Genomic DNA, 24471 nt, shown 5'->3' with positions numbered 1-24471 from the left:
GTGCTGCGCCGCCCGCACCACCCGCCGCCCCGGTCCGCACCGAGGCTCCGGAAGTCAGCCTCACCAAGGCCAGGCCCGTCAGCCTCACGAAGGGCCAGAAGGTCACCCTGCGCAAGGACGGCGGCGTGGCTCTGACGGTCATCCGAATGGGCCTCGGATGGGACCCGGTGACCACTCCGAAGAAGGGCGGATTGTTCGGCGGCGGAGGTCGAGCCGCGAACATCGACCTGGACGCGTCGGCCATCATGCTCGCCGACCGCAACGTCAACGATGTCGTCTACTACGGGCAGCTCAATGCCAAGGACGGCTCGATCGTGCACCAGGGCGACAACCTCACCGGCGAGGGCGAGGGCGACGACGAGGTGATCGTGGTCGACCTGACGCGGGTACCCAAGCACGTGACCGGCATCGTCTTCACGGTGACCTCGTACCGCGGTCAGACGTTCGAGCAGGTCGCGAACGCTTTCTGCCGTCTGGTCGACAACACCACCAACACCGAACTGGCCCGCTTCACCCTGCAGGGTGGCATGCCGTTCACCGGTCTGGTGATGGCCAAGGTGTACCGCCAGGGCAGTGAATGGAAGCTCCAGGCCATCGGCGACGGCATCCAGGCCAAGCACGCCGGTGAAGCCGTCAAACAGCTCGGCCGCTATATGTGACCGGTCGCCGGGCGGTCCGATCCGAAGCGGTCCGATCTGCAGCGCCGTCGAGCACGCCACCGAGCGGGTCGACGGCGCTGCCGTTTCGAATCAGATCCTCGGCCGGACGGTAGATCTGCCGAACGATCAACGCGCACAAACCGATCACGGCAACATCGCGCACCACGACGGTCGCGGTGAACCACTGTTCGGGGAGGCCCTTGTTCTCCACACCCAAGTAGTAGTACATCCGCGGGAACCAGACGAATGCGTCGATCGTCATCCACGCCAACAGAATTCGACGATGCGGCAGTGCCAGTACGGCCAGCGGAACCAGCCACAGCGAATACTGCGGGCTCCATACCTTGTTGGTGAGCAGGAACCCGGCGACCACGAGGAACACCAGTTGCGCGAGCCGCGGCCGCGTCGGTGCCGTCGTGCCGATGTACGCGATGAGCGCACACACGAGGGCGAACAACACGAGCGTCACGGCATTGAGCACCAACGGTTTGTCGCCCGGGTACAGGGGACCGTCGAAACCGGTCCAGCCGGTGAACGAGGTGACGACGTTGTACAGCGAATCCGGGTCGGCACCGCGCTCGGAATTGAGCCGGAAGAATTCGTACCACCCCGACGGATACAGCAGCGCGAGAGGAAGATTGACCGCCAGCCAGGCACCGATCGCGGCGCAGGCAGTGATGCCCCACTCCCGCATCTTTCCGGTGCGCCAGCACAGCACCAACAGGGGCCCGAGGAACAGTAGGGGATAGAGCTTGGTGGCACCGCCGAGACCGATCAGAACTCCGGCCAGAACCGGCCGCTTCTTGGCCCACGCCAGCAAACCGGTGAGCGCGAAAGCCGTTGCGAGAGCGTCGAAATTGGTGAATCCGTGCACGATCACCAGCGGCGACACCGCCACGAGGGCGGCATCCCAGATACGGCGTCCGGCAGCTATGGCGGTAGCCCACACGGTGACCAACCAGGCGACGGCCAGGCCCAGGGCAACCACGTTGAAGTAGACGACGACCGGCAACGCCTGCGGGAGGAAACTCAGTGAGTTCCAGGCCTTTCCGACGACCATGGAGCCGTACTGGTAAAGCCCCGCGATAACCGGGTACTCCATGTACCGAATCTGACTCGACCCATCGACCTTGGTTTCTTCCCAGGACTTCTTGTACGGGAACGCACCTTGATCGAGTCGCTCCGCCCCGTACAGCGGCACGGTATCGGAATAGCACATCGCCACGTACTGACGACTGCCACTCCAATCGAGTCCGAGTTCGCCGCCCGGTCCCACCGGTGCCTGCTGGATACACGCAGCCTTTGCGAACCAACCGAAGCACAGAAATACCACCGCCAGCAGCAGAACGACCCGTAGCGCGGTGAACCAACGCTGCCGACCGACCAGCGCGTGCTTCCCGATCGGACCGCCGATGACCGAGGACAGTTCCTCGGTCATCGGATCGGTCCGACTGGGCAGGTCGCGGTCTGCGGCGCTCGCCGAATCGAGGCGACCCGGGCTCGCCACTGCTCGACCCTTGCGGTCGGGTTCGGTCGTCACCGCCGGCGTCGCTACTGCCCGGGCGTTGCCGGTTCGGGCGCTGCCGGTTCAGGTGCCGCCGGTTCGGGTTCTGCGGGCTGCGCCGGTGCCAGTCCGGGCAGCGGGATGGTCACGCCGGGCAGAATCTCGACCTGCCGCGGAGTGATGACGACCGGCGGCGAGATCTCCGTCGGAATCGGCAAGGTCACCTGCGGCGGAGCTGTCGATGGTGCCACCGTGGCCGTCGGGGCCGGAGCGGAGTACTGCGGCACACCGGCCTGACCCGCAATGGCCTCGGGCGTCGGGAAGGTCTCGTTCGAGGTGCCTTCCAACGTGCCGTCCATCGTGTCTTTCCAGATGTCCGACGGTATGCCCGATCCGTAGATCGGTCCGCCGTAGCTGTTCTCCAGCGGCAGACCCTGCTCGGTACCGACCCACACGGCGGTGGACAGCGACGGCGTGTAACCGACCATCCAGGCGTCCTTGTTCTGCCCGGTGTCTCCGAGCTGAGCGGTACCGGTCTTGGCTGCCGACTGGCGACCGCCTGCGAGGTTGTGACCGTTGGAGTAGCCGGCGATCGGGCGCATCGCCGAGGTCACGTTGTCCGCGACCGCAGCCGAGACGACCTGCTGGCCGGCTTCGGGAGCACGGTCGAGCAGCACGGTGCCGTCGGCGGTGACGACCTTCTGGACGAAGTGCGGCGTGTGATAAACCCCGGACGCAGCCAGTGTCGCGTAGGCCGAGGCCATGTCGATGACGCGAGATTGGTACTGGCCGAGCACGACTCCGTAGTTGGGCCCTGCGTTGTCGGGCTCGGTCAGGGTGGGGCCGACGCCCTCGATCTCCTGCGGGATACCGAGCTTGTGCGCCATGTCCGCGATGGCCTGCGGGCCGTTGTCCATCCCGAGCATCATTCGATAGAAGCTGGTGTTCAGAGAACGCTTCAGCGCTTCGGCGATGGTGCACGTTCCACAGGAGGCACCCTCGACGTTGCTGATCTCGATGCCGTTGACGTCGAGCGGGGAGCTGTCGTACATCTTCGAGAGCGGAATGCCCTGATCCAGCGCAGCGGCCAGACCGAACACCTTGAACGACGATCCGGTCTGCAAGCCGGACTGGGCGAAGTCGAATCCTCGACCGTCCGCGCCGCCGTAGTACGAGCGAACCGCACCGGTGCGCGGATCGATCGACACCGAGGCCGTCCGCAGCTCGGACGGTTCACCCTCGAGATTGCTGTTCGCGGCATCCACCGCGGCCGCCTGGGCCTTCGGATCGATGGTCGTGGTGATCTGCAGGCCCTCGGTGTTCAGGTCCTGATCACTGATACCGACAGCGGACAGCTCGCGCAGCACCTGGGCCTTGATCAAGCCGTCCGGCCCGGCATCCTGTGCGTCACCGGTATCGACCTGTGCGCTCGGGACCACTGCCGGGAACATCATCGCTCCCCGCTGGGTCGCGTCGAGCTGCCCCTGCGAGACCATGCCGTCGAGCACGTAGTCCCAACGAGCTTGCGCGCCGGTGGGGTTGAACTCGGGATCGAGATTGGATGGCTGCTGGATGACCGCCGCCAGGACCGCACCCTCTTCGACGGAGAGCTGATCCACGGACTTGCCGAAATACGCCGTCGACGCCGCTGCGATGCCGTACGCACCGCGACCGAAGTAGATGGTGTTGAGATACGCAGCGAGAATGTCGTCCTTGGACCACTGACGCGCCATCTTCGAGGAGATGACCAGCTCACGCATCTTGCGGGTCAGCGTCCGATCGTTACCGACCAACGCGTTCTTCACGTACTGCTGAGTGATGGTCGAACCGCCGCCTGCGCTGTCGCGTCCGAGCACATTGTCACGGACGGCTCGGCCGAAGCCAGTCACCGAGAATCCGGGATTGGAGTAGAAATCGCGGTCCTCGGCCGAGAGCACGGCGTTACGCACATGCTCCGGAATCTGGTCGATCGTCACATCGGTGCGGTTGCCCTCGGGTGGCACCACCTTGCCGAGCACACTCGAACCGTCGGCGGCGAAGATCGTGGCGACCTGGTTGGTCCTGATGTCGCCGGGACGCGGCACGTCCTCGACGGTGTACGCCACCATGAACGCCAGGATCGGCACGATAAGACCCAGGGCGATCAACGCGTACATCGTGCGTCGAACGACCCGCCACTTGGACTTCTTCTTCGTTTTCGCGGCGGGACCTCTTTCGGGCGGCTCGGGCGGTTCGCTGCCCGAGGAGAGAACTGATGGATCGTTCGGTTCGTGGGGTGGTGGCACAGAGCCGGACCGAGTGACGCCCGTCGGGGCAGCGGATCGAACCGGAGGCGCGATGGGCGGCTCTCCGTACCGACGCTCGCCGTAGGGACGTTCGCCTGCGGGACGTCCACTCACCGGATCCACCGGCGGCCTGCCCTGAACGGGTCGGCTCTGCGGCGGCATCGGAGGACGACCCTGCGGCGGCATCGGACGTTGACCGGGAGGGGGTACCGGACGCTGACCCGGAGGCGGCCCCGGTCGCTGACCGGGAGGAGGCATCGGAGGACGACCCTGCGGCGACATCGGACGTTGACCGGGAGGGGGTCCCGGACGCTGACCCGGAGGCGGTCCCGGACGCTGACCGGGAGGAGGCATCGGAGGACGACCCTGCGGCGGCGTAGGACGCTGGCCGGGAGGGGGTACCGGGCGACGCCCGGGTGGATCGGAGTGTCGACTGCCGCGGGGCGGCCCGGGCACGTCGGGACGCCGTCCGGAGTCGCTACGGCCCGGTTCGTTGCTACCCGGGTTGTTGTCGTAGGGGGAACTCACGTACGAATCTCCAGTAATTTCGGCGGCCGCGTCGAATTCTCGGTGGACGAGATAGGCAGAGCGATTGTGTCACTCACTCGCTGTTCGACGGTTCGGTTGACGGGAACCCGACCGCGGACGACGGGGTTGCTTGGGCGCGGGGACGGCCCCGAGGACATAGGACTGGACGAGGTGGTTCCAACTGCACGACCTACACACCTCGACCACATGGACCGAGAACTCCTCCTGGGTCGACGCGAGGCGGACGAGTTCGTCCGCCGTTCTCGCCGACCCGGACAGGGCCCCGAGCTTCTCGCCGAACACCCAGGACACCAGCGTGAGCTGCTCCTTGCGGCAGATGGGGCACACCACGTCGCTGCCACGTCCATGGAACTTGGCAGCGCGAAGCAGGTACGGATCTGCATCACAGACCGCTGCGACACCCGTCCTACCGGAGTAGACCTCGGCCAGCAGCGACCGACGCTGAAGGGCGTAGTCCACCACCTGTCGCTGAAGTCGCACGAGGACCAGAGTACGTGCGGCCCCTCCGATGCGGACCTGCGAACCCCGCCTCGGCAGCGAGCAGGTCCTGTTTCGGCCTCGGGACACTGCGCTCCACCTGTGCCGACGTTCGCTGCGTGCAGGGCTCGATCCGCGGCGCCCAGGTCCGTCCGGTCCCTACACTCGCTCGCATGTTCGCCACATCGGGAATCCACGTGCGGCCCCGACGGGACAGTGACCTGAGCACCCTCCTACCCATCCTGCAACGTACGCATGAAACGCAGCGCTATCCCATGCGCGCAGCTGCGGTGCGAGCCGACTGGCTTGCTGCACCGAACGAACTCGCAGCCTGGGTCGCCGAATACGAGAACGCCGTCGTCGGACATGTAGCGCTGCACCCGACGGCATCACCGGAACAGGATCCCGGTGCGGACGATGCGAGCGCACAGTGGCAGCGAGCAACCGGGGTCGCTGCCGATCGACTCGCTGTCGTGTCGCGGTTGGTGACCGACGGCTCCGTACCGGGCAGCGGAACGACGTTGCTCGCACATGCAATGAATGCGGCACGGGACGAAGGACGGGCACCGGTGCTGCTCGTCGATCCGAGCAGCGCCGCTCTCGGCTTCTACCGCAGGCGAGGCTGGCACCGAATCGGGACGGCTGCGCAGCAGTGGGGCGAGTACCGAGTCGACGCAGTACTCATGGTGGCACCGGTTCGCTGAACCGATCATCCGTCTGCCTCGCGGTGCAGGCCAATCCACGATTGCAGTCGCGAGCGGGCTCATCCGTCGGCGATGCGTCTATGGACTCGTCGCCGTCGATCGAGGTCGTCACGCGGTCGTGGTGTCGACCGGTCCGCTCGGGATCGCTCTACCGATACTCCGCACCGAGTTGTCAGAATATGTATCGGCGCGATACATTCTCCGATAGTGCGGTCAATCGCATCGCCATGATGTGATCGTTTGGATTCGAGAAGGGGGAGTTGCATGCTCGAGCTCGCAATTCTCGGACTGCTTCTCGAATCACCCATGCACGGTTACGAGCTCCGCAAGCGGCTGACCGGCCTGCTCGGAGCTTTTCGAGCGTTTTCGTACGGATCGCTGTACCCGGCACTCCGTCGACTTCAAACCGACGGTCTCATCGCCGAGGACGCCGGTCCCGACTTGCTCGTGAAGAGACGAGCAAAACGGGTGTATCAGCTCACCCCTCTCGGCAGGGAACGATTTGCCGAACTGGTGGCCGACACCGGACCGCAGAACTACACCGACGACGGATTCAGCGTACATCTTGCCTTCTTCAGTCGGACTCCCGCGGAAGCTCGAGTCCGCATTCTCGAAGGCAGACGTCGCCAGGTCGAGGAGCGCCGAGAAGGGCTCCGCGACGCTGTGGCCAAGGCGAACGGGACACTCGACCGCTACACCAGGCAGCTACACCAGCTCGGTCTCGAATCGAGCGAACGCGAGGTGCGCTGGCTCAACGAAGTCATCGCAGCCGAGCAGGCCGAACCCAACCCAGCACCGTCCCACACAGCACCAAACAGGACAGTCAAGACAGAAGGAGAACCCGACCATGGGTGAGAACAACAACGCAATCCGCGTGGCCATTGTGGGTGTGGGCAACTGCGCCTCATCCCTGGTCCAGGGTGTCGAGTACTACAAGGACGCGGACGAGAACGCCACCGTCCCCGGCCTCATGCACGTCATGTTCGGCAAGTACCACGTCCGCGACGTCGAGTTCGTCGCCGCGTTCGACGTGGACGCCAAGAAGGTCGGCTTCGATCTCTCCGAGGCCATCTTCTCCAGTGAGAACAACACCATCAAGATCGCCGACGTGCCCCCGAAGGACGTCCACGTCCTGCGCGGACCGACCCTCGACGGCCTCGGCAAGTACTACCGCGAGACCATCACCGAGGCCGACGGCGACGCTGTCGACGTGGCGCAGGCCCTGCGTGACGCCAAGGTGGACGTGCTCGTCTCCTACCTCCCCGTCGGATCCGAAGAAGCCGACAAGTTCTACGCACAGGCCGCCATCGACGCAGGCGTAGCCTTCGTCAACGCGCTGCCCGTCTTCATCGCATCGGATCCCGTCTGGGCCAAGAAGTTCGAGGACGCAGGCGTCCCCATCGTCGGCGACGACATCAAGAGCCAGGTCGGTGCCACCATCACCCACCGCGTCATGGCGAAGCTCTTCGAAGACCGCGGCGTGCAGCTCGACCGCACCATGCAGCTCAACGTCGGCGGCAACATGGACTTCCTCAACATGCTCGAGCGCACCCGCCTCGAGTCGAAGAAGATCTCCAAGACCCAGGCCGTGACGTCGAACCTGCAGAAGGAATTCAACGCCAAGGACGTCCACATCGGACCGTCCGACCACGTCGGCTGGCTCGACGACCGCAAGTGGGCCTACGTCCGCCTCGAAGGCCGCGCCTTCGGTGACGTTCCCCTGAGCCTCGAGTACAAGCTCGAAGTATGGGACTCGCCCAACTCTGCAGGCGTCATCATCGACGCAGTCCGCGCCGCCAAGATCGCCAAGGACCGCGGCATCGGTGGACCGGTCATCCCGGCTTCGGCCTACCTGATGAAGAGCCCGCCGAAGCAGCTGGCCGACGACGTCGCTCGCGAACAACTCGAAGCGTTCATCATCGACGCGTAAAACCCAGCGGCACTGACGCCCGCCGGTCCACTCAACGTGACATTGACCCCCCAAAAGGCCACCAAATGTCACATTGAGTACCGGCGGGCGTTCGCTTATCCGGCTGCGGTGATTTCTCGCGGATCGAATGTCACCGTGATTTGCTTGATTCTTCCGTCCTCGATTCGCTGCCAGTTGGCGGTGCTCGCCGGGGATGCGATGGACGTGTGCAGATCGAACCACGTCAGTACGTTCGGGCCATCGACGAAGACGTGGGCGATGTCGATGCCGGTGACGATCTCCGACATTCCTTTCAATCCGGCCACACATTCCGCGCCGTTGGCTGCTGTGCCCAGTGGGCCCCGGAACGTCGCGTCCTCGTGCAGGATCGACGCCAGGGTGTCGAAATCTCTGCTCCTCCAGGCCTCGAAGTAGGTCGCTGCAACTTCTTTCGGTGTCTGTGTCATGACATCGAGTCTCGAACTGGCCGATCCAGAAGTCCAACAGTTGGTTGCGATCATCATCAGAATTTCTACTCATAACTGCAGCTAGGCAATACGCGCTATCGTTCTCCCGTGGCCATCGATCCCACTTCCACGCATCCGGTCCTCGAACGGGTCCGAGCGCTGGCGTTCGCCTATCCAGAGGTGTCCGAGAAGATCTCCCACGGACGTCCGACCTTCCGCACGGCCTCGGTGTTCGTCTACTTCGGCGGTGGCGTCAAGGGCGGCGACCAATACGACCTCTCGATCCTCGTCAAATGCGAGAGCGCCGAGGAACAGCGCGCCTGCGAACTCGAACCCCGCTACTTCCACCCCGCCTACCTCGGCCCCGCCGGCTGGGTGGGATTCGACCTCGGTGATGCCGACGACGACGTCTGGGCCGAGGCCGCCGAACTGATCGACTGCAGCTACCGCGTCACAGCCCCGAAGCGAAACATCACCAGACTCGACGCCGGCGAGGGCCCCGATCTGGGAGTGCAGCAGTGGAATTGAGACAGCTGGAGTACTTCGTCGCGGTGGCCGAGGAAGCGAACTTCACTCGCGCCGCAGCCAGAGTGCACATCAGCCAATCCGGCGTCAGCGCCCAGATCAGAGCGCTCGAACGCGAACTCGGAGCCGAGTTGATCGACAGATCAGGTGGCACAGCAACATTGACCACCGCAGGTCAGGCCGCGCTGACGCAAGCCCGTGCGACGCTGGCCGCTGCCGGCTCGGTCAAGCAATCCGTCGACGACGTTGCCGGACTCCTGCGCGGATCGCTGCGCGTCGGGATGGTCACCGCCTGCACCGTCCCACAACTGTTCGACGCATTGGCCCGCTTCCATTCGGCGCACCCTGGCGTCGAACTTGCTCTCCACGAGGACAACTCGGACCGACTGGTGGCCGATGTGCGCGCCGGAGAACTCGACATCGCACTGGTCGGTGTCGCAGCTCGGGTGCCGGACGGAGTGGAATCGATGGTGGTGATCGAGGAGCGGATCGTTGCGGCCGTTCCACCGCAGCATCCTCTGGCAGCACAGGACACGGCGACGTTGGCGCAGGTGTGTGAACACCCGATCATCGCCCTTCCCCCCGGCACCGGGATCCGTGCCGTGTTCGACCGGGACTGCTACGGAGAAGGCCTCGCACCGCAGATCACGTTGCGGGCCAGCGCTCCCGACGCCGTGGCCGACCTCGCTGCCCGCGGTTTGGGGGTCGCGATCCTCAGCGCATCGATGGCGGAGTTCTACGGCGACAAGCTCGTCGCGGTCGAGCTCACGGACTCGCACACCACCGCGATTCTGGCCCTGGTGTGGCGGCCCAGAATGGGCCCGGCGCTGACCGAATTGGTTGCGGTGGCGACGCGCAGCTTCAGCGAATCCTCTTGACGGTGAACCACAGTGCGATCAACAGACCCAGCAGCGCCACCGACGGCACCACACCGGGATCACCACCGATGATCCCGACGACGGCAACGATCAGAGCCACGAGCGCGAAGAACCCGAGGATCCCCGCGAGCAACTGTCGGTGGTCCTGCGCCGTCACGACTTGACGCCGCCCGCCGTCAGTCCGGAGATGATGCGGCGCTGGAACAGCAGCACCATGATCACCAGGGGAATGGCCACGATGGTGCCCGCGGCCATGATCGCGGCATACGGCACCACGAGCGGATCGTTGCCGGTGAACCGCGCGATGGCCACGGTCACCGGTTCGGTCCTGTCACTCGAGAGCTGACTGGCGAGCAGGTATTCGTTCACCGCGGCGATGAACGCGAGGATCGCGGTGGTGAACAACGCAGGTGCTGCGAGTGGGAGCATCACCAGGCGAAACGCTTGGAATCGTCCGGCACCGTCGATCCGTGCGGCTTCTTCGAGCTCCCAGGGCAATTCGGCGAAGAACGCCGCCAGCGTATAGATCGTCAGCGGTAGGACGAACGAGATGTTCGGGATGACCATCGCCTGGTAGCTGCCGATCCAGCCGATGTTGGTGAAGAACTGGAACAGCGGGGTCACCAAAGCGACCACGGGGAACATCGACGCACCCAGGATGATGCCCGTCACCACGTACTTGAAGCGAAAGTCGATGCGCGAGAGCGCGTATGCCGTGAAGATGCCGATGACCAACGCGATCAGCGTGGTCGCGCCGCCCACGATCAGGCTGTTGCCGACCGCACGCAGAAAATTGTTGCCGTTCGCCGTCGACAACGCGTTCTCGAAGTTCTCCCACGTGACGTGCGTCGGCCAGGGCGTCGTGTCGAAGGTGTAGCGCGGGTCGCGGAATGCGGTGACGACCATCCAGTAGAACGGTGCCAGTCCCCAGACGAGAATGACGACGACGCCGAGATAGATGCGAGCTTGCTTCATCGGCCGGTCCCCTTGCGCTGATTGTCCTGAGTGGCAACGGCATTGGCACCGAGGAACTTCACCAGGATGAACGCCACGACGAAGATCATGATGAACGAGATGGTCGACAGCGACGCCGCGCTGTTGAATCCCTGCCGAATCTGATCCACCACCAGTATGGAGATGGTCCGCGTGGCGGGATTGCCCTCGGTGAGGATGGCCGGCAAGTCGTACATACGCAGCGCGTCCATGGTGCGGAACAGAATTGCCACCATCAACGCGGGCTTGACCAATGGCAGTGTGATCTTGGTGAACCGTTGCCATGCCGACGCGCCGTCGACGCGAGCCGCCTCGTAGACGTCGGCGGGAATCATCTGCAACCCGGCCAGGATCAGCAGCGCCATGAACGGCGTCGTCTTCCACACGTCGGCGATGATGACGGCGAAACGAGCGGGCCAGGCGTCGCCGGTCCACAGAATGTTGGTTCCCAGAATGCGATTGGCGATACCGTCGTACGCGAAGATGAAGTACCAGAGCTTGGCCGTGACGGCCGTCGGGATCGCCCAGGGGATCAGGATCGCGGCGCGCAGCAGGGCTCGTCCGGCGAAGGTCTTGCCCATGATCACTGCCATTGCGAAGCCGATGACCACCTCGATGGACACCGTCACGACGGTGAAGAACGCCGTGTTTCCGACTGCACCCCAGAACTGAGAACCGAGGGTGCCCGGCGGGCAGGGCACCGATGTGCCCGACGCCGAGGTGCACTGCTGCAGAAGCCAATGCGTGTAGTTGTCGAAGCCGGCAGAACCGCCGGAGACGAACATGCCGGTGGCGGGATCGAGACCGGGATCCTTGGAGAAGGACATCACCAGCGCACGGATCACCGGGTAGACGATGACGATCGCGAGGATCACCATCGTCGGTGCGATCAACAGCCAGGCCCGACCCTGCGTCAGGCCGAACCGCTTGTTCTTGGACCGCACATGCCGACCGCGGCCGGGGGACGAGCCCCCGGCCGCGGTGGTTGCGGCGGCCCCACTGGTCACACCAGCAGGTACAGCCATTGGTTCTCCCGAAATCAGTTGGCGCCGGCGGTTTCGATACCGGCCTGCATGTCCGTGATCGCCTGGTCGACGCTCTTCTCACCCTTGATGGCGGCAGAAACGTTGTCCTGCACTGCCTTCGAGACGGCCGGGTAGAACGGGGTGACGGGACGCGGAACGGCATTCTCGATGGATGCCTTCAACGCGGGAAGGTACGGCATCGCGGCGATCAGTGCGGGATCGTCGTACAGCGACGAGAGCACCGGCGGCAGTGCGCCCTCGGCGATGATGCGCTGAGCCTGCTCGCCCTGCAGGAACCGCAGGAAGTCCGCAGCTGTGGCCTTGTTCTCGGAGTACGCACTGATCGCGGCGTTGTATCCACCGAGCGTCGAGGTGCCGACTCCGGTGACTCCGGGAAGTGGTGCGACCGAGTACTTGCCGGCCACAGCCGAGCCTTCCTCCGCCGCGGTGCCGTAGACGTACGGCCAGTTACGCAGGAACAAGGTCTGACCGTCCTGGAACGCCTGCTGGCTCTCGGACTCCTTGAACGTGGTGTCCTGGGCCGGGATTACGCCTGTCTCGAACGCGGTGACGAGGGTCTGCAGTCCGGCCTTGGCCTCCGGGCTGTCGACGGTCGGGGTCTTGCCGTCTTCGGCGACGATCGATCCGCCGTGCGCGTTGATGATCTCCGACGCGTTGGCCGTCAGACCTTCGTACGGGGCGAATTGCCCGGCGTAGCAATCGATGTTGTTGTCCCGGGCGACCTGGCAGTCCTCGGTGAGCTCGGCCCAGGTGGTGGGCGCCTCGGGGAGCAGATCACTGCGGTAGTAGAGCAGTCCGCCGTTGGTGTTCTTCGGTGCGGCGTACTGCGTGCCGTTGTAGGTTGCGCTCGCGACGGTCGCGGGCAGAACGCCTGCGTTGTCGAGTGCGAACTCGCCCTCCAGCGGCACGAGCCAGCCCTTGGCCGCGAACTCGGCGGTCCAGACGACGTCGAGTGCCATCACGTCGTAGTCGCTCTGCTGAGCCTGCAGCTGCTGCACGAAGTCGTCGTGAGCCTGATCGGCGTCGGCGGACTGTTCCTTGAAGGTGACCTGCTCGTCGGGGTGGCTGGAGTTCCACTCCGAGATGATCTGCTGGACGACACCGGTCTCGGTGGTGTCCTGGCCCTCTACATAGGTGATAGGTCCACGGCCGTCGGCGTTTTCGGATGCAGCACCCGAATCGCCGCTCGAACCGCTGTCGCTCGAACAACCGGTGAGCGTCAGCAGCGTGGCTGCCGTAGCAACCACCGCCACCTTCGTGATCAAAGACGCCATTGTTTTCTCCACTAACTTCTACACGGTGGTATGCGCCCGGAGATAGACCCGCAGAATCGTGCTGTGATGCTCCCCCGACACATATGTCGATGGGAACTGTGGCACACAATGCACCGAATGGTGGTCGTTATCGCGTTCCTGAATCGGTCAACCCGGATGTGTCGGAGTCGGCCGGTAGCCTCTCGCTCATGAGTTCGGACAAGATGCTGACGCGGATCGGCGGACTGCTACGCCAGGCCGAGTCCACCGACAATCCACACGAGGCCGAGGCCTTCATGGAGGCCGCTCAGCGTTTGGCCACGTCGGCGTCGGTCGATCTGGCGGTTGCTCGTTCGCACAGTGCATCCAGGGAGCGGCAGGCGACGCCCAGCCAGAAGGTCGTCCCCATCGGAGAGCCGGGCAAGCGTGGGCTCAAGACCTATGTGCAACTGTTCGTGGCCATCGCCCACGCCAACGACGTCCAGTGCGATGTGTCCCGATCGTCGACGCAGGTGTTCGCCTACGGTTTCGACTCCGACATCGAGACCACCGAGGCCCTCTATTCCTCGCTGCTGATTCAGATGGTGCGAGCCTCGGACGCGTACATCAAGTCCGGCGCCTACCGATCCGAGACAGCCATCCGCACCGTCACCGAAATCAAGAATCGTCGACGCTACACCCGGCGCGAGGAAGTGCCCGTCGCTGCCGTGACGGCACGGCTGAACTTTCAGACCGCGTTCGCGTCGCGCATCGGTCAACGGCTCGGCGAAGTGAAGAAGGACACCGAGGCCAAGGCCATCGAGCAGGAACAACAGGGTGCTGGGACGGCACTGGTGTTGCGCAACAAAGAGATCGAACTACGCGACTACTACCGACAGACATCGACCGCGCGCGGACACTGGCGGGGCCAGAGCGCCAACGCCGGCTACTCCGAGGGTGCCCGAAGGGCCGGGGATCGAGCGGGGCGAAACGCAAGAATCGGTGGTCATGCAGAAATCGACGGAGCAAGCAGGCAGTTGGGTCGCTGACTACTGCGTTCGGGCCGAGGCCGCGAACACCGGCCATCCGATGTGGGTGCGCCACGACGTCGAATCCTCGGTATCGCGTGGCCCGACGGCGTAGACCTCGCGAACGGGCCCCGCGATGGCGAGGCCGTTGGTCTCGACGTACACCCCGAGAGCGCCGTAGGTGACGTCGATATCGTCATGAGGCCCGTGATGTACCGTCACGGCGAGTTCGGTGGGCTGCAGCGTCAGCGGCCGAATCCTGTTGACAGACAGCGTATTCAGCGTGGGAACGTAGACCGTCATGATCCCGCGGCCCTCGGTGAACAACTCGTTGTCGTACAACCCACCCGCAGGACCCGTCGGCTCGACTCCGGCCGCATCGATCTCGGCCATTGCCGTGCTGTACCAGCCGAGCACCTCGGACGCGTCGACCACCTCGGAAACTGCTGCAACCGAACACTGTTCGGTGAGTATGCGTCGTACCTCGATAGTGGGCGGTGTCGGATCCAACAACCGACGCAGCGCCGTCACCGCTGATCGGGTGTCGTCCAACTGCCGCTCGAGCCGAGTGAGGTGTTCGGTGATCAACCGGGCTCGGGCGTCGGGATGCGGCGTGGTGACGATCGCCCGCACCTCACGCTCGGGCATCTGCATGCTGCGGAACCGTCTGATGATCTGCGCCGTGGCGACCTGATCCGTGGCGTAGTACCGGTAGCCGGTGAAGTCGTCGACGGTGGCAGGTTCGAGCAACCCGGACTCGTGATAGCGCCGCAGAGTCTTGACCGACAGGTGCGTGATGCGAGAGAACTCGCCGATCGTCAGCAATCCGTTCATGTCGACATTCTGACCCCTCCCGGTGGGGGAGAGTCGACTCTCCCCGAGGAGGAGCGTGACGGGTCAGTCGAGGCGCGCGAGCACCAACCGAAGTCCGATGACACTCGCGATGGGGAACAGGGCCGCGACCAGCCACGGGATGGCTGCGCCCCAGCCGGTGTCGGGGGCGGCGTCGATGACCACACCGAGTGCGGTCGATCCGATGAGCACGCCGATGCCCCCGAGTGAGGCCATGAATCCGTAGTACGAGCCCAGTCGACGTTCGGCGGCCATGCGCGGCACCAGATCCCTGGCCTGTGGCATGGCGATCATCTGACCCAGCGCCAGCAGCAGGACGAACAGGGCGGCCGGGACGAGACCCACCACGCCCTGCAGCTCGAGGGGGGAGGTGGCCGCGACGAGCGCGAACGACGCTGCCATGACGGCGAATCCGATCGGCAACGTGACCCGCGGTGATACCCCGGCGACGCGTCGGGTGATGGGCAGTTGCGCCGATACCACCAGTACTGCCGAGATCGCGAAGAACCAGCCCAGCACGGTCTGCGAGCCCCAGGCGCGTTCGACCTCGAGAGGCAGCAGCAGGTACAGCTGGTTGTAGGCCACCAATTGCGCGCTCATCGCCACCGCGAACAGCACGAAGGTCCGGTTGCGCACCACGTCGGTCCAGCCCGACAGCCATGGGTCGTCACGATGTTCGCCGCGCTCACGCGGCAGCCACCGCACGTGAGCGGCGATGACCAGAACGAAGATCGCCGCAGCCACGAGGCACGCGATCCTGAAATCGACGAGCAGCAGTACCGATCCGACGAGTGGGCCGGTGAACGAGCCGATCTGACTGCACACCGACATCAGCGCGAAGCTCTCGACACGGGTTGGTCCGCCGTCGCGTTCGCTCTTGCCCGCCTCGATCGCCACTGCGGATTCGACTGCGGGAGAGAACAATGCGGCCGCAAATCCGATTGCTACCGTGGCGATCAGCACGGCAGGCAGCGAATCGGCGAAAGCGAGACCCACGAATCCCAGTACCCGCAGAGCACAGCCGACGAGAACGACCGGTTTGATGCCCCATCGATCGGCGAGGGTGCCACCGACGAAGAACAGTCCCTGCTGCGAGAAGGTCCTGATCCCGAGGACCACTCCGACGAGTGCGGCGCCGAGCCCGAGGTCGCCCGTCAGATGCACCGACAGATAGGGCAACACCATGAAAAAGCCGATGTTGAAGGTCATTTGGGTGAGGACGAGCAACCGGACGGTGGGGGTGGCGCGCCGCAGATCGACCAGAAATGACCACCGCCATCGCGTCGGCGATCTGTCGGTCTTCGAACTCATGTAACGCGCCCTCCTGCGTCGACTTTCTCGACGACGCTACCGGTCTTGCGCACACGCCCCGAGGTGGCACCGGCGAGCGAGACTGCGAGAACCGCGAGTGCGATCAAGGACGCGAGCGGAGCGGCGGTGACCCAGGGTGCTCGCTCGACGGCCGCGACCCCGTCGGACAGTATCAATCCCCAATCCGCAGTGGGGGGTTGCGGTCCGAGGCCGAGGAATCCGAGGGCCGCGAGAGCGAGAGCGACGCCGGGCAGACGAATCATGGCGTGCCGCAGCACTACCGGAACGACGCTGGGCACGATGGAGCCGAACAGGATTCGCGCGTTCCCTGCCCCGAGTGTCGGCAGGATGGAGATGTACGGCCGAGCGCGGGTCTCCTCGACGAGAGCGGCAGTGTGCGCGGCGAGCGGAGCCCACGTGACGATGAGAACGGCGACGGCCGCCCCGCCTGCACTCGGACCCCAGATCGCTGCGATCAGAATGCCGGTGACCACCGGCGGTGCCGCATTGGTCACCTCGACCAGACCACGCGATGCCCGCGGAACCAGTCCCAGCAGCACGCCGACCACCAGGGCCCCGAGCGTGACAGCCAGCGACAGACCGATCGACCGCAGTGCGCCGTCGGCGACGCGGGCCAACAGATCTCGACCCGACGCGTCCGTTCCGAAGGGGTGGGCCGGTGATGGGGCCGCGAACTTCTCCCGCGTCGTCGCCTGGCCGTCTCGGGGGAGTCCGGCAAGAATCATGACCAGTAGGAGCGAGGCCGCAGCGATCGGCACCACCCAGCGCCGCGATGACGGGTGGAAGACGCCGGACGGGATGGGCATCGCCTTCTCGTGCAGTGCGCTGCCGAGGAGCAGACGCCGGCCGATCTCGGCCGCGATGCCGAGAGCTGCGCTGACGGCCAGCAGAAGGATGATGTCGATCTGCAGGGCGGGAAGATCCTGCGACTGCGCGTCGCCCAGAGTGGTGCGGCCCAATCCCGGTATGGCGAAGACCTTTTCGACGGCCACTGCGCCGCCGGTCATGGCGACCATCACCAGACCGATCTGCGACGCGAGGCCCGGGAGGGCGCGGCGCAGGACAGCACCGGCGATCTGGGGCCGTGAGAAGCCTGCGACGGTCCACGTGATGACCCACCCCTCGGTGAAGGTGACGGCGATCGCGTCGGCGAGCAGTCGCCCGATCAGCCCGCCCGCAGGCAACCCGAGCGCGAGCGCAGGTAGCACCGCGTACTCGGGCCCGCTCCATCCGTAGGCCGGAAACGACAGCCACACGGCACCGAGAACAACGAGTACCGACGCGAGCAGAAACTCCGGCATCGAGGTCAGCGCTGCGGCGACGCCGCCACCGGTGCGTTTCGGGGTGCCGCGCAGTCCGGCCCGGACGCTGGGGACGACCACGAGGGCGGCGACGGCGATCGCAACGAGCATCGCGAAGCCCATCAGCGTCATCGACACCAGTAGCGCATCGAGCGCCCCTGGCAGCACCGGCTGCCCTGTGTTCCACGATGTTCCGGGATTGCCCGACGCGATGCCGGTGAGCCAGTCCCAGAACATCCGCAGCGGCCCGGCGTCGAGGCCGAGGTCGCCGCGAATGGCCGCCAGGGCCTCGGGGGTTGCTTCCTGTTCGGCCGAACGGGCCCGCAGAATGCTCAGTGCCGGATCGCGATTCGACAGCCACGGCAGCATCCCGACGAGGATGACGACACCGGCGACGGCAACCAGCCGCGAGACGGTTGTTCTCACTGCTTACTCGAAGGCGGTCTGGTTGGTGATGAGCGTGCGTTCCCGCGGATCGCGGGCGACACCGGTGAGGCCTGCGGATTCGCCCTGGATGACGCGTTCGTGCAGCATCGGCACAGCCGCATCCTTCTCCAGGATGAGCTTCTCGGCGGCCGAGATCGCGGCGCGGCGGTCGTCTCCGGGTTCGGTGGCCGAGGCGTCTGCCAGCGCCGCGTCGACCTGCGGGTCGCAGAACTGGGAGATGTCGAACGATCCCTCGCAGGCGAAGTCGGAGTACATGTATGCCACCGGGTCACCGGAATCGAGGACGGTGGCGCGGGAGAGGATGAAGGCATCGAATGCGCCACTGAGAGCGTCGGTTTCGATGAACTGGTATTCGCGCACCACCTGCTCGACCACGAAGCCCTTCGCCTCGAGTTCTTGCTGCAGCAGCACGGCGACCTCGGGAAGTTCGGCGCGGTCGGTGAACGTGGCGAGCGTGATCTTCTTACCGGTGGCATCGCCCGCCGGTGTCTCGGTGCGCGCGGGACGGTCCGCCGCCCACGGCAGCGCGGGGCCGAGCAGTCCGTTCGCTGCGTCTGCGCGGCCCTCGTAGACCTGCTCGACCAGACGATCCTTGTCCACCGACTCCCGCGCGGCGGCACGCATGGCCGGATCCGCGAATACGCCGGCCGACGTGTTCAGGTACAGGGTGTTGGTGCGCGGCATCGGAACCTCGTGCACCAGTGACGGGTCGATGTTGCCGGCCTGCGACACCGGAATGGCCTCCACCACATCGGCGGTGCCGTTGCGTAGCGCTGCTGCGCGGGCCGTACCGTCGGGCACGAAGTCGACGTCGATGCCGGCGAGCTTCGCGGGCTCACCCCAGTAGTTGTCGTTGCGGTCCAGCGTGGCACTGGATGTGCCGCTCACTCCGGTGAGCACGAACGGTCCGCTGCCGGTTCCGACGGGGTCACTGCCGCCGGCAGAGTAGGCCGCAGGTGCCAAGATGGCGAGCTGTGGGCTCGAGAGTCGTTGCGGCACCAGTGGATCGATGTCCTCGGTGGCCACCTCCACCGTGTCGTCGTCGGTGGCGGTCACCGTCAGCTCGACGCCGTCGAGGATGCGCGGCTTCGGCGCGGCGGTAGTAGCAGCAGTCAGTGCGGTGACGACGGCGGCGGAGTCGAGTGGCGCACCGTTGTGGAACCTCACGTCGGGTCGGAGGTCGAAACTCCAGGTGCGCTCGTCGACGCGGCTCCAGTCGGTGGCCAAACCGGGCTGAGCATCACCGAGATCGTCGAGGGTGACGAGAGTTTCGGCGGTGGACCAGCGTGAGAGCTTGAAGGCATCGTCGCTGAACTGCGAGAGCCCCGAGCGTGGCGGTTGCAGCATCGCGACGCGGGCCCGATCTGCGGTGTCGTCGACAGCACCCGAAGAGAAGCAGCCGGTGAGCGTGAGTGCACCTACCGCTGCCAGGGTGCCGATGCGGAACACGTTGGTAGACAACAGTGTGGTGGTCAATGGATCTCCTGTGATAATCATGCAAGCCGGGGTACGGCGTCGATCAGATCTCGGGTGCGGAAGTGCTGCGGTTCGGTGAGAATGTCTCTCACGCTGCCGGTTTCGACGATCCGGCCTTCGTGCATGACCGACACGTCGCTGCACAGTCGAGCGACCGCCGACAGGTCGTGGCTGACGATCAGCACTGCGCTGGGCAGTCCGGCCAGGACTGCGAGGACCTGCTCGCGCAGATCAGGGTCCAGTCCGCTGACCGGCTCGTCCGCCAGCAGGTACCGCGGTTCGCATGCCACCGCACGAGCGATCGCGACGCGTTGATTCTGACCGCCGGACAGTTCCGGCGGTCGGCGCTCCAGATAACGCTCGTCCAGTCCGACGGCAGCGAGTGCGGCACCTGCCTTGGCTTGATGATCGCCGTCGACGCCGAGTAGTCGCAGCGGCGTCGCCACCAGATCCAGGACACTGCGGCGTGGGTCGAGGCTGGTCGCAGGATCTTGGGGTACGTACTGCACGAGTCTGCGAAACCATCGGAGCGATCGCACGGAACCGGGACGTACTGTGCGCCCGTCCACTTCGATGGCTCCTTCAGAGGGCACATCCAACGCCAACAGCATGCGCAACAACGTGGTCTTCCCCGAACCGGATTCGCCGACTACTCCTGTTCGACCGTCCGGCGGCAGCGTGAACGAGACACCGTTCACTGCGGTCCGAGACGAGCCGTGCCGAACGTAGGTGCGAGTGATACCCGTGGCCGTCAAGCCCGCACTCATCGCGCCACCAGCTGACGGAATGGGTCGGCGGCGCGAGCTCGATCGAGCATGCGTACCACGAGATCGGATTCCGGCCTACCGAGAATCTCTGCCGTGGAACCGGATTCGACGATGCGCCCCGAATCGAGAACCATCAGGTGATCACACAGCTGCGCGGCGACGGCGATGTCGTGTGTGATCATCAGCAGCGATGGCACCTCCCGCAGAGCGTCGAGAACCCGCGCCTGGCTCATCACGTCGAGCGCCGTCGTCGGCTCGTCCGCGATCACCAGTGGGCTCGTGCGCGCCAATGCGACTGCGATACAGACGCGTTGACGTTGGCCGCCGGACAGCTCGAGGGGGTGCGAGGCCAGGATGCGTTCGGTGTCGCGCAGACCCACGCGCTCGAGCAGTGCCGAGGCGTCGGGAGTGCGTAGTTGCCTTCCGACGGTGACCATCGGGTTGAGCGCGGTGGCCGAATCCTGGAAGACCATCGCCGGTCGGGCGGTGCGCGGCCTGCGGGGCGTCGGAACTCCGGCGACGTCGTGGCCGTCGACGGTGATGCGGCCGGTGCAGGTGATGCCCGGTGGCAGCGCTCCGACCAGTGCCGACGCGATCAGCGACTTTCCCGATCCCGACGCGCCCAGCAGGCCGAGGCGTCGACCCGCGGGGATCTCGAAGGACACGTGCCGGGCGATGCGGGTACGTCCGGCATCGATGCAGAGGTCATCGACGGCCAGCACGGTATCTCCTCAGCCTAGGCATGGAACGAATTCGACAATCGTTATCGATAGGAGACTGTAGGCGAGCCGGACGGACCACACAAATTAGGCTGGCCGGATGAGCAGGGCGAGGGACGCGCAGCGAGCGGCCGTCTACGACGCAGAACAACTGGTCCGCACCATGTTCGATCGCGCCGAGGAGCGGGGCCTTCGCATGGTGCAGGTGATGGGTTCGCAGATCACGCTGCCGATCGAGCGCAAGTTCGCCTCCATCGACTCGGTGCAGGCGTACGTCGACGCAGTACTCGCATTGGAGTGGGTGGCGGCCACGTGGCCCGAGGCCGGCCGCACGATCACCGTCCGAGCCCGCTCGGGATCGGGTGCTGCGCACTACGAACCGGACACGGCCACCATCGCCGTTCCCTTGCATCACGGCAACAGAGCGTGGGCGCTGCGAGAACTGGTGGTTCTGCACGAGCTTGCGCACCACTTCGCAGACGAGAACGAGCAGCAACACGGAGGCGCATTCGTCGATCGCTACATCACGCTCGTCAGCGAGATCGTCGGCTCCGAGGCCGGGTTCGTGCTGCGGGCGATGATGGCCGAGAGCGGCGTCCGCATCGGCTAGTGGTTTTCGGGTGCATCATGGGAGACGCAGCCCACACGACGAGGAGACCTTCATGACCGTCAAGATCGGTGTTCAGCTTCAGCCCCAGCACGCTCCCGATTACCAACTCATCCGCGACGCGGTGTTGCGGTCGGAGGATGCGGGCGTCGACATCGTCTTCAACTGGGACCATTTCTATCCGCTGTACGGCGATCTCGACGGCGCGCATTTCGAGTGCTGGACGATGCTCGGTGCCTGGGCCGAGCAGACGTCGAACGTCGAGATCGGCGCACTCGTCACCGGCGGCGGTTACCGCAATCCGGATCTGTTGGCCGACATGGCGCGCACAGTCGACCACATCAGCGGGGGCCGCTTGATCCTCGGAATCGGTGCCGGCTGGAACGAGAAGGACTACGACAACTTCGGGTACGAATTCGGCACGGCCGGTTCGCGTCTGGCATTGCTGAAAGAGAGCCTCGCCAGAATCCGCCACCGCCTCGACGTCGGAAATCCGGCCCCCACCCGCGACATCCCGATTCTCATCGGCGGCGGCGGGGAGAAGAAGACACTGAAGATGGTGGCCGAATATGCGCACATCTGGCACAGCTTCGCCGACCTCGAGGCGCTGAAGCGCAAGTCGGAGATCCTCGCCGAGCACGGCACCACCGTCGGACGCGACGTCTCGGGAATCACCCGGTCGGTCTCGTGGCCCGGCGCGGATAACGCTCAGGACTTCGTCGACGCCGGAGCAACGCTGTTCACCGTCGGCGTCAACGGACCCGAGTACGACCTGGCCGAGCTGGGCCAGGCCATCGCGTGGCGGGACTCGCACAAGTAAGCCAGCCCACTCCAGTTCGCTGAGCGAAACCCTTGCGCGTGGCGCGTTTGGGTGAGTGGGCCCTGGTCCGCTTAGGGTTTTGTCCATGGTTGCCGTACGCGCCTCACGCGCGCTCGTGGTTCTCGTTCTCGGACTGTTGATGGCCCTCACGCTCGCCGCGTGTGGCACGTCGAACTCCGATGATCAGGCGGCTGCAGGTCCGACCGACCTGTGCGCCCCTCCCGGCGTCGACAGTGCGTCGTCCACCCCGACGAACTTCGACGCTGCCGCAGCGGCCGCGACGGAGGACAGGTACACGACGGAGAACGTCACTCCGCTGGACCGAGTGGACACGAACGCTCTGGGATTGGCGACGCCGGGAGTGCTGACCGTCGGCACCCTGTCCGACGCCCCGCCCAGCATCTGCCTGGACTCGGCCGGCCAGTACACCGGCTACGACAACGAGCTGCTGAAGGCCGTCGCCGACAAGCTCGGCCTGCAGATCAACTTCTCGGGTACCGAGTTCTCGGGTCTGCTCGCGCAGGTTGCGGGCCGCCGTTTCGACGTCGGTTCGTCCTCGATCACAACGACGGACGAGCGCCGCAACACCGTCGGGTTCACCAACGGCTACGACTTCGGCTACTTCTCACTCGTTGCTCAGACCGGCGGCCCGATCAGCAGGTTCGAGGACCTGAACGCGGGCAGCAGGATCGGCGTGGTGCAGGGCACCGTTCAGGACGACTACGTGGTGAACACGCTCGGCCTCGATCCGGTGAAGTTCCCGGATTACAACACCGCCTACGCCAATCTGCGGACCGGTCAGATCGACGCGTGGGTGGCCCCGTCCCAGCAGGCGGAGGGCTTGGTCAAGCCGGAAGACGGCACGGCGATCACGCAGAACACGTTCTCGCTGAACAACTTCGTCGGCTGGGCCGTCGCCCGCGACAATCAACCGCTGATCGATGCGCTGAACTCCGGCCTCGACGCGGTGATCGCCGACGGCACGTGGGCCACGCTGTACTCCGACTGGGTTCCTCGCGAATTGCCCGACGGGTTCAAGCCGGGAAGCAAGGCCGCCCCCGAGCCGGAGCTACCCGACTTCGCCGCCATCGCAGCACAGAACGACGCGAATGCTCCCGAAGCCGTTGCCGTTCAACCCAAATCCACGCTCGCGCAGCTGGGGGACACGTTCTTCGACTGGTCGCTGTACAAGTCCGCCATCCCCGACCTGTTCAAGGTGGGTCTGCCCAACACGCTGATTCTGGCGTTGGCGTCGGGCATCATCGGTACGGTCCTGGGCATGCTGCTGGCCCTGGCCGGCCTCTCTCGCACGCGCTGGCTGCGCTGGCCCGCTCGCGTCTACACCGACATTTTACGCGGACTGCCCGCGGTGGTCATCATTCTGATCATCGGACTCGGCATCGGACCGGTGGTGCAGAGTGTGACCGGCGGCAACCCGTACTGGCTCGGCGCTGCGGCACTCTCGCTGCTCGCCGCCGCGTACATCGGCGAGATTTTCCGATCCGGTATCCAGAGCGTCGAAGCCGGACAGATGGAAGCGGCACGGGCACTGGGCTTCAGCCAACGTCGATCGATGAACCTGGTGGTCGTCCCGCAGGGTGTTCGACGCGTCCTGCCGGCTCTGATGAACCAGTTCATCTCGCTGATCAAGGACTCGTCGTTGATCTACTTCCTCGGACTGCTCGCCACCCAGCGCGAGCTGTTCGCCGTCGGTCGAGATCTCAACGCGCAGACCGGAAACCTGTCCCCGCTCGTCGCGGCCGGATTGTTCTACCTGGTGCTGACAGTGCCGCTCACCCATCTCGTGAACTACATCGACAAGCGACTGCGCACCGGCAAGGCCGAGCAGACGCTGGACCCGGTCGAGCAGGCCGTCGTCGTGGAAAGAGGCTGA

General features: G+C 65.3%; 24 protein-coding genes. 10 read left to right on the top strand and 14 right to left on the bottom strand.

Annotated features, from left to right (window positions below; all coding sequences use genetic code 11):
- A partial coding sequence (locus CH302_RS12830) for a TerD family protein (protein ID WP_141216640.1) occupies positions 1–659 on the top strand: 659 nt, incomplete at its 5' end.
- Here CH302_RS12830 and CH302_RS12825 read toward each other — a convergent pair.
- The 3 genes from CH302_RS12825 to CH302_RS12810 all read right to left on the bottom strand — a co-directional run bounded on the left by CH302_RS12825 (position 634) and on the right by CH302_RS12810 (position 5477).
- Positions 634–2097, bottom strand: coding sequence for a glycosyltransferase family 87 protein (locus CH302_RS12825; RefSeq protein WP_037195649.1), 1464 nt, complete (start codon positions 2095–2097; stop codon positions 634–636). The two genes, CH302_RS12830 and CH302_RS12825, sit on opposite strands and share 26 nt — an antisense overlap.
- Positions 2098–2210: 113 nt before the next feature.
- Entirely contained in the window at positions 2211–4730 is a 2520-nt protein-coding gene (locus CH302_RS12820) for a transglycosylase domain-containing protein (RefSeq protein ID WP_441347074.1), read from the bottom strand.
- Between the two features lie 315 nt (positions 4731–5045).
- Positions 5046–5477 carry a DUF5318 domain-containing protein gene (locus CH302_RS12810; RefSeq protein ID WP_170945834.1) on the bottom strand — a complete coding sequence of 144 codons (432 nt, stop codon included), beginning with the start codon at positions 5475–5477 and terminating at the stop codon, positions 5046–5048.
- Between the two features lie 170 nt (positions 5478–5647).
- On the opposite strand from CH302_RS12810, the gene CH302_RS12805 reads away from it, so the two are divergent.
- The 3 genes from CH302_RS12805 (at position 5648) to CH302_RS12795 (ending at position 8108) form a co-directional block, all read left to right on the top strand.
- Complete coding sequence (locus tag CH302_RS12805; RefSeq protein ID WP_082323847.1) at positions 5648–6178, top strand: GNAT family N-acetyltransferase; 531 nt, start codon at positions 5648–5650, stop codon at positions 6176–6178.
- Between the two features lie 264 nt (positions 6179–6442).
- Positions 6443–7033, top strand: a complete 591-nt coding sequence (locus CH302_RS12800) for a PadR family transcriptional regulator (protein ID WP_037195227.1) — start codon at positions 6443–6445, stop codon at positions 7031–7033.
- Positions 7026–8108, top strand: a complete 1083-nt coding sequence (locus tag CH302_RS12795) for an inositol-3-phosphate synthase (protein ID WP_032396939.1) — start codon at positions 7026–7028, stop codon at positions 8106–8108. Before CH302_RS12800 ends, CH302_RS12795 begins: the two co-directional genes overlap by 8 nt.
- A gap of 95 nt (positions 8109–8203) precedes the next feature.
- Here the strand turns inward: CH302_RS12795 and CH302_RS12790 are convergent, their stop codons facing one another.
- Entirely contained in the window at positions 8204–8554 is a 351-nt protein-coding gene (locus CH302_RS12790; protein ID WP_037195228.1) for a nuclear transport factor 2 family protein, read from the bottom strand.
- Between the two features lie 108 nt (positions 8555–8662).
- Here CH302_RS12790 and CH302_RS12785 point away from each other — a divergent pair, with 108 nt between their 5' ends.
- Together CH302_RS12785 and CH302_RS12780 are read left to right on the top strand one after the other, a co-directional pair.
- Positions 8663–9082 carry an MmcQ/YjbR family DNA-binding protein gene (locus CH302_RS12785; protein WP_037195229.1) on the top strand — a complete coding sequence of 140 codons (420 nt, stop codon included), beginning with the start codon at positions 8663–8665 and terminating at the stop codon, positions 9080–9082.
- A complete protein-coding gene (locus CH302_RS12780) occupies positions 9073–9957 on the top strand; it encodes a LysR family transcriptional regulator (RefSeq protein WP_037195230.1) in 885 nt (294 codons plus the stop codon). The genes CH302_RS12785 and CH302_RS12780 overlap by 10 nt, the downstream gene beginning before the upstream one ends.
- Here the strand turns inward: CH302_RS12780 and CH302_RS30020 are convergent.
- The 4 genes from CH302_RS30020 to CH302_RS12765 are packed head-to-tail and all read right to left on the bottom strand — an operon-like array spanning position 9941 to position 13270.
- Positions 9941–10114: a hypothetical protein gene (locus CH302_RS30020; RefSeq protein WP_176460699.1), complete on the bottom strand. Its 174-nt coding sequence runs from the start codon at positions 10112–10114 to the stop codon at positions 9941–9943. The genes CH302_RS12780 and CH302_RS30020 overlap by 17 nt on opposite strands.
- Entirely contained in the window at positions 10111–10932 is an 822-nt protein-coding gene (locus CH302_RS12775) for a carbohydrate ABC transporter permease (protein WP_027495053.1), read from the bottom strand. Before CH302_RS12775 ends, CH302_RS30020 begins: the two co-directional genes overlap by 4 nt.
- Positions 10929–11975 (bottom strand): carbohydrate ABC transporter permease, encoded by a 1047-nt coding sequence (locus CH302_RS12770; RefSeq protein ID WP_176460698.1) that lies wholly within the window; start codon positions 11973–11975, stop codon positions 10929–10931. The genes CH302_RS12775 and CH302_RS12770 overlap by 4 nt, the downstream gene beginning before the upstream one ends.
- Before the next feature lie 14 nt (positions 11976–11989).
- Positions 11990–13270: an ABC transporter substrate-binding protein gene (locus tag CH302_RS12765; protein WP_037195231.1), complete on the bottom strand. Its 1281-nt coding sequence runs from the start codon at positions 13268–13270 to the stop codon at positions 11990–11992.
- A gap of 188 nt (positions 13271–13458) precedes the next feature.
- On the opposite strand from CH302_RS12765, the gene CH302_RS12760 reads away from it, so the two are divergent.
- Complete coding sequence (locus CH302_RS12760) at positions 13459–14277, top strand: DUF2786 domain-containing protein (protein WP_037195659.1); 819 nt, start codon at positions 13459–13461, stop codon at positions 14275–14277.
- On the opposite strand, the gene CH302_RS12755 is transcribed toward CH302_RS12760, so the two are convergent.
- The 6 genes from CH302_RS12755 to CH302_RS12730 all read right to left on the bottom strand — a co-directional run bounded on the left by CH302_RS12755 (position 14278) and on the right by CH302_RS12730 (position 21153).
- The gene (locus CH302_RS12755) at positions 14278–15090 is read right to left on the bottom strand and encodes a MerR family transcriptional regulator (RefSeq protein WP_082323848.1); all 813 of its coding nucleotides are present in this window, start codon (positions 15088–15090) and stop codon (positions 14278–14280) included.
- Between the two features lie 63 nt (positions 15091–15153).
- Positions 15154–16419 carry an MDR family MFS transporter gene (locus CH302_RS12750; RefSeq protein ID WP_037195232.1) on the bottom strand — a complete coding sequence of 422 codons (1266 nt, stop codon included), beginning with the start codon at positions 16417–16419 and terminating at the stop codon, positions 15154–15156.
- The gene (locus CH302_RS12745; protein WP_052048065.1) at positions 16416–18167 is read right to left on the bottom strand and encodes an ABC transporter permease subunit; all 1752 of its coding nucleotides are present in this window, start codon (positions 18165–18167) and stop codon (positions 16416–16418) included. Before CH302_RS12745 ends, CH302_RS12750 begins: the two co-directional genes overlap by 4 nt.
- Before the next feature lie 3 nt (positions 18168–18170).
- On the bottom strand, positions 18171–19685 hold the full coding sequence (locus CH302_RS12740) for an ABC transporter substrate-binding protein (RefSeq protein ID WP_052048066.1): 1515 nt from the start codon (positions 19683–19685) through the stop codon (positions 18171–18173).
- Positions 19682–20431 (bottom strand): ABC transporter ATP-binding protein, encoded by a 750-nt coding sequence (locus tag CH302_RS12735; protein ID WP_037195235.1) that lies wholly within the window; start codon positions 20429–20431, stop codon positions 19682–19684. The genes CH302_RS12740 and CH302_RS12735 overlap by 4 nt, the downstream gene beginning before the upstream one ends.
- Complete coding sequence (locus tag CH302_RS12730; protein ID WP_037195236.1) at positions 20428–21153, bottom strand: ATP-binding cassette domain-containing protein; 726 nt, start codon at positions 21151–21153, stop codon at positions 20428–20430. The genes CH302_RS12735 and CH302_RS12730 overlap by 4 nt, the downstream gene beginning before the upstream one ends.
- Positions 21154–21250: 97 nt before the next feature.
- Between CH302_RS12730 and CH302_RS12725 the strand changes: the two genes are divergently transcribed.
- The 3 genes from CH302_RS12725 (at position 21251) to CH302_RS12715 (ending at position 24471) form a co-directional block, all read left to right on the top strand.
- Complete coding sequence (locus CH302_RS12725; protein WP_037195237.1) at positions 21251–21760, top strand: TIGR04338 family metallohydrolase; 510 nt, start codon at positions 21251–21253, stop codon at positions 21758–21760.
- 52 nt (positions 21761–21812) lie between these two features.
- Positions 21813–22577, top strand: a complete 765-nt coding sequence (locus tag CH302_RS12720) for an LLM class F420-dependent oxidoreductase (protein WP_037195239.1) — start codon at positions 21813–21815, stop codon at positions 22575–22577.
- Between the two features lie 85 nt (positions 22578–22662).
- Positions 22663–24471: an ABC transporter substrate-binding protein/permease gene (locus tag CH302_RS12715; RefSeq protein ID WP_037195241.1), complete on the top strand. Its 1809-nt coding sequence runs from the start codon at positions 22663–22665 to the stop codon at positions 24469–24471.

Source organism: Rhodococcus sp. 15-2388-1-1a, assembly GCF_002259145.1.
Lineage (GTDB): Bacteria > Actinomycetota > Actinomycetes > Mycobacteriales > Mycobacteriaceae > Rhodococcoides.
This window is presented reverse-complemented; position numbering and strand designations above follow the sequence as displayed.

Bases quoted from the DNA above. Each gene is read 5' to 3' on its own strand.
- CH302_RS12825 (WP_037195649.1), bottom strand. From the start codon at position 2,097: ATGACCGAGGAACTGTCCTCGGTCATCGGCGGTCCGATCGGGAAGCAC.
- CH302_RS12820 (WP_441347074.1), bottom strand. From the start codon at position 4,730: ATGTCGCCGCAGGGTCGTCCTCCGATGCCTCCTCCCGGTCAGCGACCG.
- CH302_RS12805 (WP_082323847.1), top strand. From the start codon at position 5,648: ATGTTCGCCACATCGGGAATCCACGTGCGGCCCCGACGGGACAGTGAC.
- CH302_RS12800 (WP_037195227.1), top strand. From the start codon at position 6,443: ATGCTCGAGCTCGCAATTCTCGGACTGCTTCTCGAATCACCCATGCAC.
- CH302_RS12795 (WP_032396939.1), top strand. From the start codon at position 7,026: ATGGGTGAGAACAACAACGCAATCCGCGTGGCCATTGTGGGTGTGGGC.
- CH302_RS12790 (WP_037195228.1), bottom strand. From the start codon at position 8,554: ATGACACAGACACCGAAAGAAGTTGCAGCGACCTACTTCGAGGCCTGG.
- CH302_RS12775 (WP_027495053.1), bottom strand. From the start codon at position 10,932: ATGAAGCAAGCTCGCATCTATCTCGGCGTCGTCGTCATTCTCGTCTGG.
- CH302_RS12770 (WP_176460698.1), bottom strand. From the start codon at position 11,975: ATGGCTGTACCTGCTGGTGTGACCAGTGGGGCCGCCGCAACCACCGCG.
- CH302_RS12765 (WP_037195231.1), bottom strand. From the start codon at position 13,270: ATGGCGTCTTTGATCACGAAGGTGGCGGTGGTTGCTACGGCAGCCACG.
- CH302_RS12760 (WP_037195659.1), top strand. From the start codon at position 13,459: ATGAGTTCGGACAAGATGCTGACGCGGATCGGCGGACTGCTACGCCAG.
- CH302_RS12755 (WP_082323848.1), bottom strand. From the start codon at position 15,090: ATGAACGGATTGCTGACGATCGGCGAGTTCTCTCGCATCACGCACCTG.
- CH302_RS12750 (WP_037195232.1), bottom strand. From the start codon at position 16,419: ATGAGTTCGAAGACCGACAGATCGCCGACGCGATGGCGGTGGTCATTT.
- CH302_RS12740 (WP_052048066.1), bottom strand. From the start codon at position 19,685: ATGATTATCACAGGAGATCCATTGACCACCACACTGTTGTCTACCAAC.
- CH302_RS12735 (WP_037195235.1), bottom strand. From the start codon at position 20,431: ATGAGTGCGGGCTTGACGGCCACGGGTATCACTCGCACCTACGTTCGG.
- CH302_RS12725 (WP_037195237.1), top strand. From the start codon at position 21,251: ATGAGCAGGGCGAGGGACGCGCAGCGAGCGGCCGTCTACGACGCAGAA.
- CH302_RS12720 (WP_037195239.1), top strand. From the start codon at position 21,813: ATGACCGTCAAGATCGGTGTTCAGCTTCAGCCCCAGCACGCTCCCGAT.
- CH302_RS12715 (WP_037195241.1), top strand. From the start codon at position 22,663: ATGGTTGCCGTACGCGCCTCACGCGCGCTCGTGGTTCTCGTTCTCGGA.